This is a genomic window from Serratia sp. CY81684, assembly GCF_052166595.1.
Lineage (GTDB): Bacteria > Pseudomonadota > Gammaproteobacteria > Enterobacterales > Enterobacteriaceae > Serratia > Serratia nematodiphila.
This window is the reverse complement of record NZ_JBJNOO010000001.1, coordinates 120,893-136,287: the sequence shown is the minus strand read 5'-3', so window position 1 is coordinate 136,287 and position 15,395 is coordinate 120,893. Positions and strand designations below refer to the sequence as shown.

General features: G+C 59.1%; 18 protein-coding genes and 1 other RNA gene. 8 read left to right on the top strand and 11 right to left on the bottom strand.

Features of this window, described 5'->3' with window-relative positions; genetic code table 11:
- Nucleotides 1–58 precede the first annotated feature (58 nt).
- Nucleotides 59–313: a type B 50S ribosomal protein L31 gene (locus tag ACJ8QF_RS00700; RefSeq protein WP_004940303.1), complete on the top strand. Its 255-nt coding sequence runs from the start codon at nucleotides 59–61 to the stop codon at nucleotides 311–313.
- A gap of 12 nt (nucleotides 314–325) precedes the next feature.
- On the top strand, nucleotides 326–466 hold the full coding sequence (gene ykgO / locus ACJ8QF_RS00695; protein ID WP_004940304.1) for a type B 50S ribosomal protein L36: 141 nt from the start codon (nucleotides 326–328) through the stop codon (nucleotides 464–466).
- 106 nt (nucleotides 467–572) lie between these two features.
- On the opposite strand, the gene ACJ8QF_RS00690 is transcribed toward ykgO, so the two are convergent.
- The 3 genes from ACJ8QF_RS00690 to ACJ8QF_RS00680 are packed head-to-tail and all read right to left on the bottom strand — an operon-like array spanning nucleotide 573 to nucleotide 3,044.
- Nucleotides 573–1,451, bottom strand: coding sequence for a metal ABC transporter substrate-binding protein (locus tag ACJ8QF_RS00690; RefSeq protein ID WP_004940307.1), 879 nt, complete (start codon nucleotides 1,449–1,451; stop codon nucleotides 573–575).
- 25 nt (nucleotides 1,452–1,476) lie between these two features.
- Entirely contained in the window at nucleotides 1,477–2,334 is an 858-nt protein-coding gene (locus tag ACJ8QF_RS00685) for a metal ABC transporter permease (RefSeq protein ID WP_280630872.1), read from the bottom strand.
- The gene (locus ACJ8QF_RS00680) at nucleotides 2,331–3,044 is read right to left on the bottom strand and encodes a metal ABC transporter ATP-binding protein (protein WP_442537180.1); all 714 of its coding nucleotides are present in this window, start codon (nucleotides 3,042–3,044) and stop codon (nucleotides 2,331–2,333) included. Before ACJ8QF_RS00680 ends, ACJ8QF_RS00685 begins: the two co-directional genes overlap by 4 nt.
- Before the next feature lie 402 nt (nucleotides 3,045–3,446).
- On the opposite strand from ACJ8QF_RS00680, the gene ACJ8QF_RS00675 reads away from it, so the two are divergent.
- The 3 genes from ACJ8QF_RS00675 to ACJ8QF_RS00665 all read left to right on the top strand — a co-directional run bounded on the left by ACJ8QF_RS00675 (nucleotide 3,447) and on the right by ACJ8QF_RS00665 (nucleotide 4,580).
- Nucleotides 3,447–3,800: a hypothetical protein gene (locus ACJ8QF_RS00675; protein ID WP_004940311.1), complete on the top strand. Its 354-nt coding sequence runs from the start codon at nucleotides 3,447–3,449 to the stop codon at nucleotides 3,798–3,800.
- A gap of 158 nt (nucleotides 3,801–3,958) precedes the next feature.
- On the top strand, nucleotides 3,959–4,327 hold the full coding sequence (gene tomB, locus ACJ8QF_RS00670) for an Hha toxicity modulator TomB (protein WP_004940312.1): 369 nt from the start codon (nucleotides 3,959–3,961) through the stop codon (nucleotides 4,325–4,327).
- Between the two features lie 49 nt (nucleotides 4,328–4,376).
- Nucleotides 4,377–4,580, top strand: a complete 204-nt coding sequence (locus ACJ8QF_RS00665; protein WP_004940313.1) for an HHA domain-containing protein — start codon at nucleotides 4,377–4,379, stop codon at nucleotides 4,578–4,580.
- A gap of 330 nt (nucleotides 4,581–4,910) precedes the next feature.
- Here the strand turns inward: ACJ8QF_RS00665 and ffs are convergent.
- Nucleotides 4,911–5,007, bottom strand: an RNA gene (gene ffs / locus ACJ8QF_RS00660) — signal recognition particle sRNA small type.
- Between the two features lie 156 nt (nucleotides 5,008–5,163).
- On the opposite strand from ffs, the gene ACJ8QF_RS00655 reads away from it, so the two are divergent.
- Nucleotides 5,164–5,478: an MGMT family protein gene (locus ACJ8QF_RS00655; RefSeq protein WP_004940317.1), complete on the top strand. Its 315-nt coding sequence runs from the start codon at nucleotides 5,164–5,166 to the stop codon at nucleotides 5,476–5,478.
- A gap of 64 nt (nucleotides 5,479–5,542) precedes the next feature.
- On the opposite strand, the gene ACJ8QF_RS00650 is transcribed toward ACJ8QF_RS00655, so the two are convergent.
- The gene (locus ACJ8QF_RS00650; protein WP_004940318.1) at nucleotides 5,543–6,034 is read right to left on the bottom strand and encodes a YbaY family lipoprotein; all 492 of its coding nucleotides are present in this window, start codon (nucleotides 6,032–6,034) and stop codon (nucleotides 5,543–5,545) included.
- Nucleotides 6,035–6,265: 231 nt separating this feature from the next.
- On the opposite strand from ACJ8QF_RS00650, the gene tesB reads away from it, so the two are divergent.
- Nucleotides 6,266–7,129 (top strand): acyl-CoA thioesterase II, encoded by an 864-nt coding sequence (tesB, locus tag ACJ8QF_RS00645; protein ID WP_004940320.1) that lies wholly within the window; start codon nucleotides 6,266–6,268, stop codon nucleotides 7,127–7,129.
- Between the two features lie 90 nt (nucleotides 7,130–7,219).
- Here tesB and amtB read toward each other — a convergent pair whose 3' ends face one another.
- The 5 genes from amtB to ACJ8QF_RS00620 form a co-directional block, all read right to left on the bottom strand.
- Nucleotides 7,220–8,506, bottom strand: a complete 1,287-nt coding sequence (amtB, locus tag ACJ8QF_RS00640; RefSeq protein ID WP_004940322.1) for an ammonium transporter AmtB — start codon at nucleotides 8,504–8,506, stop codon at nucleotides 7,220–7,222.
- A 36-nt stretch (nucleotides 8,507–8,542) separates the two neighbouring features.
- A complete protein-coding gene (gene glnK / locus ACJ8QF_RS00635) occupies nucleotides 8,543–8,881 on the bottom strand; it encodes a P-II family nitrogen regulator (protein ID WP_004940327.1) in 339 nt (112 codons plus the stop codon).
- Between the two features lie 278 nt (nucleotides 8,882–9,159).
- Entirely contained in the window at nucleotides 9,160–10,938 is a 1,779-nt protein-coding gene (smdB, locus tag ACJ8QF_RS00630; RefSeq protein ID WP_342579038.1) for a multidrug efflux ABC transporter permease/ATP-binding subunit SmdB, read from the bottom strand.
- The gene (gene smdA, locus ACJ8QF_RS00625) at nucleotides 10,931–12,706 is read right to left on the bottom strand and encodes a multidrug efflux ABC transporter permease/ATP-binding subunit SmdA (RefSeq protein WP_044031830.1); all 1,776 of its coding nucleotides are present in this window, start codon (nucleotides 12,704–12,706) and stop codon (nucleotides 10,931–10,933) included. Before smdA ends, smdB begins: the two co-directional genes overlap by 8 nt.
- 92 nt (nucleotides 12,707–12,798) lie before the next feature.
- On the bottom strand, nucleotides 12,799–13,260 hold the full coding sequence (locus tag ACJ8QF_RS00620) for an Lrp/AsnC family transcriptional regulator (protein WP_004940330.1): 462 nt from the start codon (nucleotides 13,258–13,260) through the stop codon (nucleotides 12,799–12,801).
- Nucleotides 13,261–13,382: 122 nt separating this feature from the next.
- Here ACJ8QF_RS00620 and ACJ8QF_RS00615 point away from each other — a divergent pair, with 122 nt between their 5' ends.
- Entirely contained in the window at nucleotides 13,383–14,423 is a 1,041-nt protein-coding gene (locus ACJ8QF_RS00615) for a PLP-dependent cysteine synthase family protein (RefSeq protein WP_197753062.1), read from the top strand.
- A 60-nt stretch (nucleotides 14,424–14,483) separates the two neighbouring features.
- On the opposite strand, the gene cof is transcribed toward ACJ8QF_RS00615, so the two are convergent.
- Entirely contained in the window at nucleotides 14,484–15,308 is an 825-nt protein-coding gene (cof, locus tag ACJ8QF_RS00610) for an HMP-PP phosphatase (RefSeq protein ID WP_004940341.1), read from the bottom strand.
- Nucleotides 15,309–15,395: the final 87 nt, after the last annotated feature.

Genomic DNA, 15,395 nt, shown 5'->3' with positions numbered 1-15,395 from the left:
TGATGCCAGGTCGGCGCATAATTATTGTTATAGTATAACATTACACGAGAGAGCCATTATGAAACCCGGCATCCATCCCGATTATCGCACCGTGGTGTTCCACGACGTCAGCGCCAATGCCTACTTCAAAGTGGGATCGACCATCAAAACCGATCGCACTATCGAACTGGACGGCGAAAGCTGGCCGTATGTCACCCTCGACGTCTCTTCCGCTTCGCATCCGTATTACACCGGTAAGCAGAAAGACTATTCCAAAGAAGGCAGCACGGCGCGCTTCCAGCAGCGCTTTGGCCGCTTTATCGGCAATAAGTAACAAGGAAATCCCATGCAGGTATTGAGTTCATTGCGTTCGGCGAAAAATCGCCATCCGGATTGCAAAGTCGTGCGTCGTCGTGGCCGCATCTATGTGATCTGTAAAAGCAATCCGCGATTCAAAGCGGTACAGGGACGTAAGAAAAAGCGTTAACTCCCAAGTGTCATCTGTCGCAAAGCCCCGTTGCTGCTCAACGGGGCTTTTTTTATGGCGAGAAAGTGCCTGCAAGCTGTCCCCCACCCGCGGGCGGGGGCAGAGATTACTTCATGCTACTCAGCAACGTGTCGACATTGTGTTTGAACGCCTGCTCATAGGTGGCCGCCGGGCCGCCGGCGCGGGAGAGCGCTTCAGGGTACAGCTCGCCGCCCGCCTTGGCGCCGGTGGCGGCGGCAATCTGCTTCACCAGCCGCGGATCGGTCTGGTTTTCGATAAAGTAAGCGTTAACCTTCTCCTGTTTAATCTGCTTAATCAGGTTCGCCACGTCGCTGGCGCTGGCTTCCGCTTCGGTGGAAAATCCGACCGGGGCAAGGAAGGTGACGCCATACTCTTGTCCAAAGTAGCCAAAAGCATCATGGCTGGTCAGCACCTTACGTTTCTGCGGTGGCACTGCGGCGAACTGGGTTTTGGCCCACAGATCCAGCTTTTGCAGCTGCTGAATGTAGTCGGCGCCACGCTGGCGAAAATAGTTGGCATCCTCAGGATCGGCGGCGATCAGGGCGTTCATCACGTTGGTGGCGTACTGCACGCCGTTTTTCATGCTGTTCCAGGCGTGAGGATCGGTAATCGGTTTGCCATCCTCTTCCATCTGGCGGGTGTTGATGCCCTGTGAAGCGGTGATCACCTGCCCTTTATAACCCGAAGCCTTGACCAGGCGATCGATCCACCCTTCCAGCCCCAGGCCGCTGACGAATACCACATCAGCCTGAGCCAGCTTCTTGCCGTCCTGCGGCGAAGGCTCGAAACTGTGCGGATCGCCATCCGGCCCCACCAGCGTGCTGACCTTGACGTGATCGCCGCCCACCTGCTTGACGATATCTCCAAGAATGGAAAAGCTGGCGACGGCGTCGACGGTCTTCGCCATCGCCAATGGGCTGGCCAGCAGAGCAGCTACCGCCAGCGATATAGGTAAACGTTTCATATTTTCTCCTTGCAAATGGCACTTCTCAACGGCGCACAAAGGCGTAAATGCCTCCGCGCGTTCCAAACAGGATCGAGACAAAAAAGAGGATGCTGGCGCTGAGCACGATCGCCGGGCCGGCGGGAAGCGAAGCGTGATAGGACCACACCAGCCCAATCAGACTGGAAAGCGCGCCGATGCCCATCGCCGTCGCCAGCATCTGCGGCAGATTGCGCGCCCAGAAGCGCGCGCTGGCGGCGGGCAGCATCATCAGCCCAACCGACATCAGGGTGCCGAGGATCTGGAATCCCGCCACCAGATTGACCACCACCAGCGCCAAAAACAGGCCGTGGATCAGCGCCAACCGGCGCGGCGCGTTAACGCGCAGGAAAGTGACGTCGAAGGATTCGATAACCAGCGCGCGGTACAGCGCCGCCAGCGCCAGCAGCGAAACCGAGGCGATAGCACCGACCATCAGCATCGCCTGCGCATCCACCGCCAGGATCGAACCGAACAACACGTGCAGCAGATCCACGCTGGAACCGCGCAACGAGACCAGCGTGACCCCCAGCGCCAGTGAGCCCAGATAGAATCCGGCGAAGCTGGCGTCCTCTTTCAGCGGCGTGCGGCGGCTCACCAGGCCGGACAGCATCGCTACCGCCAGCCCGGCGATAAAGCCACCCACGCCCATCGCCACCAGCGACATGCCGGAGATCAGATAGCCGATCGCCGCGCCGGGCAACACCGCGTGGGACAATGCATCCCCTACCAGACTCATGCGGCGCAGCAGCAGAAACACGCCCAGCGGGGCGGCGCTGAGCGACAACGCCAGGCACGCCATGAGCGCTCGGCGCATAAAACCGAAAGAGAGGAAAGGATCGATAAGCGCATGCCACAGCATCATGGCGCCACCGCCCGCAGATCCGGCTGCCGTTCGGCGGCGTGATACCTCGGCACCTGTTCCAGCACTTGCTCGGCCGCGCCCCAGTGGCAAGCCTGCGGCGTCAGCAACAGCGCCTGCGGAAAATGCTCGGCGACCATCGACATATCGTGCAGCACGGCGATCACCGTTTTCCCCTGCCGGTGCAGTTGCGCGATCGCCTGCAGCAGGATCTGCGTGGTGGCGCTGTCGATACCGGTGAAAGGTTCATCCAGCAAAATCAGCGGCGCCTGTTGGACCAGCAGGCGCGCAAACAACACCCGCTGCAGCTGGCCGCCGGAGAGCTCGCCCACCGGGCTGTGCGCCAGCACACTCATGCCGACGCTCGCCAGCGCCTCATTAACCTGGCTCGCCGCACGCTGGTTCATACCGCCGAACATGCCGCTTTGCGGCCAACATCCCATCGCCACCAGATCGCTTACCGCGATCGGGAACTGCCGATCCAGCTCCGCCTGCTGCGGTAAGTAAGCTCTGCGCGGCGGCTTTCCGCCACTGAAATTCAGGCTGCCGCTCATCGGCGGCAACAAACCGGCGAGCGTTTTCAGCAATGTCGATTTTCCGGCCCCATTGACGCCCACCACCGCGGTTAACGAGCCGGCGGTAAACTGCCCGCTCAGCGGTGGGAAAAGCGGCGTGGCGCCATAGCCTAGCATCAGCTGACGCAGGATGATCATGGCAGCGATACCGCCCAAAAGATGCCGAGCCACAGCAGAGCCAGCAGCACAACGGCCCCCGCACAACGCGCGGCGGCGGAGGTGGTGAACAACGAATTCAGTGACGGCGCGGCGCCATGTCGTGAAGTGGGAATCAATGTGATGACCAAAATGATGGATGAGGGTTATAATATAACATCACAACAACTGCCGTAGCTCAAGCTATGGCGCGACAATAATGCAACGGAACGTAACAATCCCTCGCACAGCGGATCTCCCCCCGCCCCCTTACAAAACCCAGGGATATTTCCATTCAGTTGGAATGTTGGCGTAAGGTAAAGAACAGCGGTAAATCGAAAAATTTACCGACGAGGGCGGAAAAGGAGTAAGATAAGCAGATAACATTGTTGTTGGCCGAGATTAATGCTTGTTACCCTTGCCTGTAACCTGGACGTCAACGCACTTTCTGTTAAAAAATTAAAGAAAGTGGTTCATGACAATATTGCGGAGTTAGTGCCGGCGCTGACCAGCGGACTCAGCTTTTATTCTGAAAGCGCACGCTATGCCGAAGATTCATTAGAAATACTTGATATAGTGCAGCAAGGTGACAGCGATTATTCAATGAGTTATCGTTATAAGTGGGGCATTTTTAATGCCTGCCTGGATATCAACAGCGAAGATATCATCAACGACAGCGTCCGGTTTCGAGTGACGGCGCGGGGTTTAATCTTCGACATCATTGATAACTCACGCCCATCAACTGCGGATGAATTGTAAGTTTAAGTAATAACTACAGGCCAAACGCGAAAAAATGATTTATATTCATTTTACGGGAAGTTTATTTAACCACCGTTAAGCTGCCTCCGTTCATGATGTAAATCAGCTTACTCACATAGTGTTATCACACCGCAATTAAGACTTACGGAGGGGATGATATGGATGAGTATTCGCCTAAGCGACACGACATTGCTCAGCTCAAATTCTTGTGCGAAAATTTGTATGATGAAGGTATCGCTACCCTGGGAGACAGTCATCATGGGTGGGTCAACGATCCGACGTCCTCCGTCAACCTGCAGCTTAATGAGTTGATCGAACATATCGCTTCGTTTGTGATGAGTTATAAAATTAAATACATGGACGAATCTGACCTGTCGGAGTTAGTCGAAGAATATCTCGACGATACCTATACGCTGTTCAGCAGCTATGGTATCAATGATTCCGACCTGCGCCGCTGGCAAAAAACCAAGGCGAGATTATTCAGAATGTTCTCAGGAGAGGACATCTGTACGACAATGAAAACTTAGGGGATAATTATTCCCAAGCTATTTTACGGTTATTAAACTAAAGGCCACCATGACTAAAACCGACTATCTGATGCGTTTACGTAAATGCACCACGATTGATACTCTCGAACGTGTTATTGAGAAAAATAAGTACGAGCTTTCCGATGATGAACTGGAGCTGTTTTACTCAGCGGCAGATCATCGTCTGGCAGAGCTCACCATGAACAAACTGTATGACAAAATCCCCACCTCCGTTTGGAAATATGTCAGATAATCAGCCCCCAACGCGTTGAGCCGATGCTTTTATCGGCCTCAATGTTCAAGTTGAATACGTACTTTTCCTATTGACAGTAAAACTTCACTTGCGTTCCCTCTTCCGATAATAATATTGCGCGGAAACAATTTTCTTTTTTAATCGAGACAGGTTATCTCATCGCCCACCTCACTGTGCCCGCTCCCCAGAACCGCTAATTCATTATCCAAAAGAATTGAAGGCGGGAAGAAAAGAAATGCGTGTCGCTCTGCCTGATGACAGAAATGGATAATAGATACGTGGAGGAGAGGTGGCAAAAGCGCGGATTGGCGAAGCCCAAATGGGTGGGGACCCTGCCAGCTACATCCCGGCACACACGTCACCTGCTGCGGCTGCTTCCTTCCGGACCTGACCGAGTTCACAAGTTAGTGTTGCGGGAGAACCAACAGGGCCCCCATTGACGGCTTCTGTACTCCGAAGCGGTGGGCATTATCGGCGATGCCCCACCAAATAGCAAGCCAACCGGGGCCAACCGCTGTTTTCTTACCCACCTGCGCTGTGGCACACTCTTCGCCTGGGTTTTGACTCGTGCAGGAACAGCAATATGCAACCAGAAGACGCCTCTTTCAGCCAGCGGGTTTTCCATATCGTGGCCGCCATCCCGTTCGGCAAAGTCACCACTTACGGTGAAGTCGCCCGGCTGGCCGGCTCGCCGCGCGCCGCGCGTCAGGTTGGCGGCGTGCTGCGGCGTTTGCCGGAAGGCAGCACGCTGCCCTGGCACCGGGTGATCAACCGCCACGGACAGATCTCGCAGCAGGGGGAGGATTTTCAACGGCAACGGCAGGCACTGCTGGCGGAGGGGATAATTTTCGGCCCGCACAGCACGGTCGATTTCGAACGCTACGGCTGGCGCTGGTAAAACAAAACAGCCTTTGGCCGAAGCGCAAAGGCTGTTGATTTCATCTTGCTGTACCGCAGTAAGTTTACTGCATGGCGGTTGGCGCAGCCTGAATCGGCACACCCTGAACCGGAACCAGCAGCAGATCGGCACGGGTGCCGTTGCGGTTAACCACTTCCTGGATGGTGTCGGTAATGAACATCAGGCGCCCGTTGACCGTCACCGCCGCGCTCAGAATGATGCGCGCATTCGGTTGGATGTCGGACGGGTTGTACGGCAGCGTAAAGCTGAATGGCGCCTGCTGCCCTTCAGTACGCACCGCGCGCTGTGCAATCACTTTGGACGGCGCATCTGCCAGCGAAGCGTCAGAGAGGGTGACCGTAAGTACGGCGTCCGGCGGCAGCGCAATGCGCTGGCGTATATTAACCGAACCTGTCACCGCCGGGCCCTGAATCTGCGTTTGCGCAGCCGCCGGGTTACCGGCCGTCTGTGTAGGCACATCGGCACTCTTTTGCGCGCATCCTGCCAGCGTGATCGTCAGTGCCGCGGCACCGCCTACGATTTGCCAGAGTTTCATGGATCGGTCTCCTTTTTTATTATCAACATGTTGGTGGCTTTCACCACCTCACCTATTAAACCTAGCACAAAACACTGATAAATCCACTTTACCCCGCCTATTAATCACTTAAACAGCCCAAGGCATCCATGATTAAGAGCATTCTCATCGGCCCCTTAACGCAAAATGTTGACGCCGCGCCGTGATATTCCGCACACTGCGCAAAATGATTATTAGAAAGGTAACAACTTTATGAGCCAGGCATTGCAAAACCTCCTCGATCTGCTGGATCTGGAGAAAATCGAAGAAGGGTTGTTCCGCGGTCAGAGTGAAGATCTGGGGCTGCGCCAGGTGTTCGGCGGGCAGGTGGTCGGCCAGGCGTTGTACGCCGCCAAACAGACGGTGCCGGACGAACGCAGCGTGCATTCGTTCCACAGCTACTTCCTGCGCCCGGGCGACAGCAGCAAGCCTATCGTTTACGACGTGGAAACCCTGCGCGACGGCAACAGCTTCAGCGCGCGCCGCGTCAGCGCCATCCAGCACGGCAAACCTATCTTCTATATGACCGCCTCCTTCCAGAGTCCGGAAGCGGGTTTCGAGCACCAGAATCTGATGCCGGACGTGCCGCCGCCGGAAGGGCTGCTGTCTGAGTCAGAGATCGCCCAGAAGCTGGCGCATATGCTGCCGGAAAAAGTGCGCGAAAAATTTATCGGCCAGAAGCCGATCGAAATGCGCCCGGTGAAATTCCATAACCCGCTGAAAGGCAGCGTGGAAGAACCGCATCGCTACGTGTGGTTCCGCGCCAACGGCAGCATGCCGGACGATCAGCGCATCCACCAATATCTGCTGGGCTACGCGTCGGACTTTAACTTCCTGCCGACGGCGCTGCAGCCGCACGGCGTCGGTTTCCTCGAGCCGGGCATGCAGGTGGCCACCATTGACCACTCAATGTGGTTCCACCGTCCGTTCCGCATGGATGACTGGCTGCTGTACGCAGTGGAGAGCTCCTCCGCCTCCGGCGCACGGGGCTTTGTGCGCGGCCAGATTTATACCCGCGACGGCGTACTGGTCGCCACCACCGTGCAGGAAGGGGTGATTCGCCAACGCGACGCCTGATCCGCAGCATAAAGAAAGGGGCGATGTTTCCATCGCCCCTTTTGGCTTCATCATTATTTTAGTCTTTAGCGCACTGCCCTGCTTTGAGCCTTACTGGTTGTAGGCGCTCTCGCCGTGGCTGTTGACGTCCAGCCCCTCGCGTTCCTGCTCCTCCGGCACTCTCAATCCAACCATGGCGCCCGCGATCTTGAAGGCGATAAAGGCGGCGACGCTCGACCACACCAGCGTGATCAGCACGCTCACCAGCTGGATCCAGACCTGATGGCCCATCGTCACCCCTTCGGCGTAACCGGTGCCGCCCAGTGAAGAGGCGGTGAACACCCCGGTCAACAGGCAGCCGACGATGCCGCACACCCCGTGCACACCGAACACGTCGCAGGTGTCGTCCACTTTCAGCCATTTTTTCAGCGTCACGACGCCCCACAGGCCGGCGACGCCGCCCACCAGACCGATGATCAACGCCCCGCCCACGCCCACGGTGCCCGCCGCCGGCGTCACTGCTACCAGCCCGGCGATCATGCCGGAGCAGGCGCCCAGCAATGAAGGCTTGCCGCGCAGCACCCACTCGGCGAAGGTCCAGGAGAGAATGGCGCCCGCAGTGGCAACCACGGTGTTGAGGAATGCCAGAGCCGCAATGCCGTTGGCCGCGCTGGCGGAACCGGCATTGAAGCCGAACCAGCCGATATACAGGATGGACGCCCCGGTAAACACCATCGGCAGGTTGTGCGGTTTGAAGGCCTCTTTACCGAAGCCGGCGCGCTTGCCAATCAGGTAGGCGCCGATCAACCCGGCGCTGGCGGCGTTGATGTGCACCACGGTGCCGCCGGCGAAGTCCAAGGCGCCGTCGGCGGCCAGGTAACCGCCGCCCCACACCATGTGCGCGATCGGCAGATAAGACAGCGTGAACCAGAGGATCGCGAAGATCAGCACCGCCGAGAAGCGAATGCGTTCGGCGAAGCCACCCACCACCAGCGCCACGGTGATACAGGCGAAGGAGGCCTGGAAGGCGACGTGGATCATTTGGCTGATGCTGCCGGTGACGCTGTCGATGCCGATGCCTTTCAGCATCGCCGTTTCGAACCCGCCGAACACCGCATTGCCCTCGCTGAACGCCAGGCTATAGCCATACAACACCCACAGCACGCAGACCAGCGCGAAGGTGACGGTGACCTGCGTCAGCATCGACAGCACGTTTTTGCCGCGCAGCAAGCCGCCGTAAAACAGCGCGATGCCCGGCAGCGTCATGAACAGCACCAACGCGGTGCAGATCATCATAAAGGCGTTGTCGGCCTTATCAGCGACCGCCGGGGCGGCCAGGGCCAAAGAAGGAACCAGGGTTACCGAACTCAGGCCCAACATGGATAACAGTCTTTTCATTATCAATCCATCCCCATCACTTAACTGAGTTCGCGGTTACAGTGCCGATTCGTCGGTTTCGCCGGTGCGAATGCGGATCACACGTTGCAACTCGGCAACGAAAATTTTGCCGTCGCCGATTTTGCCGGTGTAGGCGGCTTTGCTAATCACATCAACCACTTCATCCAACTGATCGTCGGCGATGGCGATATCGATTTTGACCTTGGGCAGGAAATTGACGTTATATTCGGCACCGCGATACAGCTCGGCGTGCCCCTTCTGGCGGCCAAAGCCCTTCACTTCGGTTACGGTCAACCCCTGAATGCCCACGGAGGACAAGGCCTCGCGCACGTCCTCCAGCTTGAACGGTTTGATTACCACGGTCACCAGCTTCATATTGCCCCTCCACGAATTAAGCCCAAACTCACCCCTGGTACGCGTCATATGTAGCAAGGGCTGTGCCAAATTTAATTTTGCATGGCGATTCAGCGGATTAGCGGGCACGCGGGCGCAGCCGCGAGGCAGCACGGCACCGATACCTTGAATAGGTTAAATAATGCGCACTGATTTGGTGCGCATCGCGTCGAAAAAGTGCAGAAAGGGGGCGTGGCCCAGATGGTTTGCCTGCTTATGGTGCGTTGGAAAGAAAGAAGGGCCGCGAGCGCGGCCCATGTTCAGGCGGGTTGGCTCTCCTCGCGCACCGCTTCCGCCAACTGCTCGCCCGCCAACTGCAGCTGGTACATCTGGTAGTAACGCCCCTGCTGCGCCAGCAGCTGCTGATGGTTGCCCTGCTCCACCGCCTGGCCGCGATGCAGCACCAAAATGGAATCGGCGTCGACGATGGTCGACAGCCGGTGGGCGATCACCACCAGCGTGGTGTGCTCGCGGATCGCACGCAGCGCGCGCTGGATAGCCTGTTCGGTGCCCGAGTCGATATTGGCGGTCGCCTCGTCGAGGATCAGGATCTGCGGCGCCTGCACCAAGACCCGCGCCATCGCCAGCAGCTGTTTCTGCCCAACCGACAGGTTATTGCCCTGCTCCCCCAGTCGGGTGTGAATACCCTGCGGGAAGCCACGCACCAGATCCGCCAGCTGCACCGTTTCCAGCGCTCGCCAAACGGCGTCTTCCTCGATATTGCGCCCCAACGTGACGTTGGCCAGCACCGAATCGGCGATCACCACCGGATCCTGCTGCACCATCGCCACGCCCTGCCGCAGCGTGCGGTGCGACAAGCTGGAGATCGGGCGGCCATCGAGACGCACTTCTCCCTCGCTGACCGGGTAATAACCCATCAGCAGGTTGGCCAAAGTGCTCTTGCCGCTGCCGGTGTGCCCGACCAGCGCCACGAAGCCGCGCGACGGCACCGACAGCGAAATATGCTGCAGCACCTTTTTGTCCGCGCGGTAAGCGAAGCTTAGATCGGTGATGTCGATGCGGCCGCCGGCCAACGGACTATCGTCGGAACCGTAACTCTGCTGGCTGCGATCCATCAGTTCGAAAATGCGTTCTCCGGCCACCACTGCCTGCTGCAGGATCGACTGTTGTGACGTCAGCTCGATCAACGGTTCGTTCAAACGCCCCAGGTAGTTGATGAAGGCATAGAGTACGCCGACGCCAATCACGCCTTCACCGCTGAAGCCGAACAACATCAGCAAACCGCACAGCACCAGCGCCGAAAACAGGCTGAGCAGCGGCCGCAGCAGGAAACCGTCGAGCCGCAGCGTCTGCATGCGCGCGAGATAGTGCGACTGGCTGGCGGCGCTCATGCGCTCGCCGAAGCGCACCTGCTGACGGAATTGCTGGATCACGCCCATGCCGTTGATCACTTCGTTGAAGCCGTCGTTGATGTCCGCCAGATAACTGCGCACCCGGCGCACAATCGGCGTGCTGTAATATTGATAGATGCCCATCACCACGAACACCGCCGGGAAGATACAGATAGCCACTAACGCCATGCGCCAGTCGAGGCTGAACATCGCCACCAGCATGGCGCCGATCAGCGCGGCGCTTTTCAGCACCGTGGAGACCACCATCACGTACAGGTCCTTGATCACTTCGGTGTCGTTGGTGACGCGCGAGATCAATTGCCCGACCGGTTGCGTGTCGAAGGCGCTGAGCGGCTGGCGCAGCGCGGCGTCCATCACGTCGGTGCGCAGCCGCTGCACCACGCCTACCGCCGCCTGATTGAACAGCAGCGCCTGGAAGTAATGCAGCGCCGCCGCCAGCAGCTCCAGCAGAATGTAGGCCGCCGCCAGCCCGCCGACGATCATCAGCGGCAGTTGCCCTTTGGCGACGTAATTATCGATAAAATAGCTCACCAGGATCGGCCCGGCGACTTCCGCCGCCGCCGCCACCCACAGCATCAGCACCGCCACCCCCAACGGTTTGCGGTACGGCGAACCGTAGGCCAGCAGGCGCTTCAGCGTCGGCCACAGCTTTTGCACTTTATTCATCGGCCAACGCCTCCTCGCCGTTTTCCGGCGCTTCGTCCAGCGCCGCTTCCAGCTGCTGATAGCGGTACATATCGCGATACCAGCCCGGCTGTGCCGCCAGCGCCGCCGGATCGCCGCGCTGCGCCACGCCGCCGTGCTGCATCACCAGGATTTCGCTGGCCTCGGTTAATGCCGACAGCCGGTGTGCGCTGATGATCACCGTGCGATCTTGCCCCCAGCTGCGCAGGTTGTGCAGGATCTGGTGTTCGGTACGGCCATCCACCGCCGATAGCGCATCGTCGAGGATCAGGATCTCCGCATCCAGCAGCAGCGCGCGCGCGATGGAGATGCGCTGTTTCTGCCCGCCCGACAGCATCACGCCGCGTTCGCCCACCTCGGTGTCATAGCCCTGCGGCAGCCGCAGAATGTCCTCATGGACGCTGGCCAACCGCGCCGCCTGTTCGATCTGCGCCTGCGTCGCCCCCGGATGGCCCAGTGCGATGTTGTTCGCCACGGTATCGGAGAACAGGAACGGCGTTTGGCTCACCACCGACAGCCGCGAACGCCAGTCGTCGAGTTTGACCTGCGGCAACGGCAGGCCGTGATAGCGGATCTGCCCTTGATCGACGTCGAACTGGCGCTGGATCAGCGACAGCAGCGTCGATTTACCGGCCCCGGTCGGCCCGCACAACCCCAGCATTTGCCCTGGTTTCAGCGTCAGCGCCACATCGTGCAGCGCCGGATGCGGGTTTTCCGGGTAGTGGAACGCGCGGATATCCACCTCCAGCACGCCGCGCCCGGCCGGCAACGCCTGCGGGCCATCCTGCACCGCCGGCGCCTCGTCGAGCAGGCTGCGGATGCGGCTGTAGGCCGCGCTGCCGCGCTCGACGATATTGAACATCCAGGCCAGCGCCAGCATTGGCCAGATCATCAGGCCGAGGTACATCACAAAGCTGGTCAGTTGCCCGAGCGTCAGCGAACCGTTCACCACCATCCAACTGCCGCCGCCGATGGCCAACAGGTTAGACGCGCCGATGGCGATATAAATGGTCGGATCGAAGCGCGCATCCACCCGCGCCACGTGCATGTTCTTGGCCCCGGTCTGCGCCGCGACGTCGGCGAAACGGTTGGATTGGTGATCTTCCAGCCCGAAGGCCTTGATCATGCGGATGCTGGTCATGCTTTCCTGCGCCTGATCGTTCAGGCTGGAAAACGCCGCCTGCGCCGATTTAAAGCGCTGGTGCAACTGGTCGCCGTAATATTTGATGGCGATCGCCATCAGCGGCATCGGGATTAACGCCAACACCGTCAGCTGCCAGCTGATTTGGGTGCTCATCACCACCAGCACCACCACCCCCATCACCAGCGAATCCACCAACGTCAGCACGCCTTCACCGGCGGCGAACACCACGCGATCCACATCGTTGGTGGCGCGCGCCATCAGGTCGCCGGTGCGATGGCGCAGGTAGAACGCCGGGTTTTGTCGGCTGAGCTGGCGGTAAAAGTTTTCGCGCAGTTCGACCGCCAGCTGGTAGGAAGCGCCGAACAGCAGCACCCGCCACACATAGCGCAGCAGGTAAACGACGATCGCGGTGCCGATCATCAGCCCGAGCCAGGCCAACAGCACGCCGGTGGACATCTGTTTTTCGGTGACGCCGTCCACGATGATGCCGACCAGCTTAGGCGGCAACAGTTGCAGGATGGCGATGACGATCAGCAGCACCACCGCCCCGAGGTAGCGGCGCCACTCCCGGCGGAAGTACCAGCCGATTTGTGCAAATAATCTCACGCAGTTTGATTCCAGGATTTTATGGGATTTGTCTCTTTTTCTGCTTCAGCAGAGCAGGATACCACCGTTGAGCCGCCCGTCCGGTTAACTTTTCACTCCGGCACCGGCAGCGCAGTGGTGTATTTGATTTTTTCCATGGCAAAGCTCGAGGTGACGTCAATAAGGCCCGGTACGCCGTTCACCAGGCGCTTATAAAAGCCGTCGTAGCTTTTCATGTCCGCCACTTCGACCTGCATCAGGTAGTCGTACTCCCCCGCCATCCGGTAGAACGCCAGCACCTCGGGCATCTGGCTGGTCAGCTGCACAAACGCCTGATACCACTCGCTGCTGTGCTGCTGGGTCTTGATCAGCACGAACGCCGTCAACCCCAGGCCGAGCTTTTCGTTATCCAGCAAGGCCACCCGGCCGCGGATATAGCCCTCGTCCTCCAGGCGCTTCAGCCGTTTCCAGCACGGCGTCGAAGTCAAATTAACCGCATCGGCCAGCGCCTGCAGCGACTGGGTGCAATCTTGCTGCAGCATGCACAGCAGCTTACGGTCTGTTTTATCTAACATAGCGGCCACCCGGAGAAAAATTTTCTCCCATTAGGCGATTAAACAGGGAAAATGGCAATCCTTTTTTCCCGCCGACAGGCTATGCTACGCCATAAACCAGCCCCCTATTCTGAGGCCATATCATGACAAACTCTTGGGTAAAATATGCTATCGGTGAAATAGAAGCGGATTTTCAGCGCTCCGCCGATACGCACCTGATTCGCCTGAACCTGCCGGCGTTTCCCGGCATCTGCCTGTACCTGAAAGACGAGAGCACCCACCCGACCGGCAGCCTGAAACACCGCCTGGCGCGCTCGCTGTTCCTTTATGGCCTGTGCAACGGCTGGATCACCGAGAACACCACCATCATCGAGGCCTCGTCCGGCAGCACCGCGGTGTCCGAAGCCTACTTCGCCCGTCTGATCGGCCTGCCGTTCATCGCGGTGATGCCGTCCTGCACCGCGCGCCGCAAGGTGGAGCAGATCGCCTTTTACGGCGGCCGCTGTCACTTCGTCGATCACGCCGCCCAGATCTACGCTGCCTCCGAACAGCTGGCGAAAGAGCTGAACGGCCACTATATGGATCAGTTCACCTACGCCGAGCGCGCCACCGACTGGCGCGGCAACAACAATATCGCCGACAGCATCTTCCGCCAGATGGCGCGCGAACCTTTCCCGGTGCCGAAACACATCGTGATGAGCGCCGGCACCGGCGGCACCTCTGCCACGCTGGGGCGCTACATCCGCTATCAGGGGCACGACACCCAATTGACGGTGGTCGATCCGGAAAACTCGGTGTTCTATGACTGCTTCCACCACGGCGATCGCACCCTGATCGGCAGCTGCGGCAGCCGTATCGAAGGCATCGGCCGCCCGCGCGCCGAGCCGTCGTTCATCCCGTCGGTGGTCGACAACATGCTGCGCGTGCCGGATGCCGCCAGCGTCGCCACCATTCACTGGCTGGAAGGCGTGCTGGGCCGCAAGGTTGGCGCCTCTACCGGCACCAACGTTTGGGGTGCGCTGCAGTTGGCGAAGCAGATGCGGGAAAACGGCGAGCAAGGGGCGATCGTCACCCTGCTGTGCGACAGCGGCGACCGTTATCTGGATACCTATTACAACCCGGAATGGGTCAGCAACAACATCGGCGATCTGCAGCCGTATCTCGCGCAGCTGGCGGATTTGTAACGCCAGGCTTCGGGTAAAAAAAAGCCGGGTAGTCATACCCGGCCGGCTGTAAGGAGAACCTCATTCTTCGGGGGAATAGGTGAGGCAAGGTGAACGCAGCCAATGTTGTAAATAGTGAGCCACCGCCTGTTGTTGGCAATGGCCGATAACCGGTAGCTGCGGCAGCAGGGATTTCAGCTGCGGCAGGGCGTTGCCCATCACCACGCCGTGCCCCACCGCTCCCAGCATCTCTTTGTCGTTCATCGCGTCGCCGAACGCCATGCAGTCGGCCATCGTCAGCCCCAGATGACGGCTCAGCCGCTCCAGCGCCGTGCCTTTGTTGCAACCGAGCGGCAGCACCTCCAGACAGTCGTAGGCGGAAAAGCACAGGTCTGCCTCATCGCCCAATTGCGCCCGCAGCTGCACCTGCAACGCCAGCAACTCCTCATGTGGCGCGACAAAGCACACCTTGCTGTTGCCGAACGCCGGCAGACGGCGCACATCGGCCAGTTGAAAACGAAAACCGCTCAGGTGATGCGCCCGCAGCATCTCTTCCGGCACGGGAAACTCGGTCAGCCAACCTTCGTCGCGGAATACATGCATGCTGGCGCGGGTGCGCCAATGATGATGCAGCACCTCTTCGGCCACCGCCGCCGGCAGGTCGGTGGCGTGCAGCTGTTGGCCGCGGTTGTCATATACCCGCGTGCCGTTGCCGGTGATCAGGTACCCCTGTAGCCCCAGTTGCGCCATAATCGGTTGCGCATCGAGGTAGTGGCGCCCGGTGGCGAACGTCACCACCATCTCCCGCTCCACCAGCTGGTTCAGCACCGCCAGCGTTTCCGGGCCAACCCGGTGATCCGGCATCAACAGCGTGCCGTCCATATCGAAAGCTGCCAGGCGATACATAAAGACCTCATGAATGTGAACGCGATTACAATCACTGCAGTATGGGATGGTATTTGCGGAAGTAATAGTGAACAATTTGAGAAAACT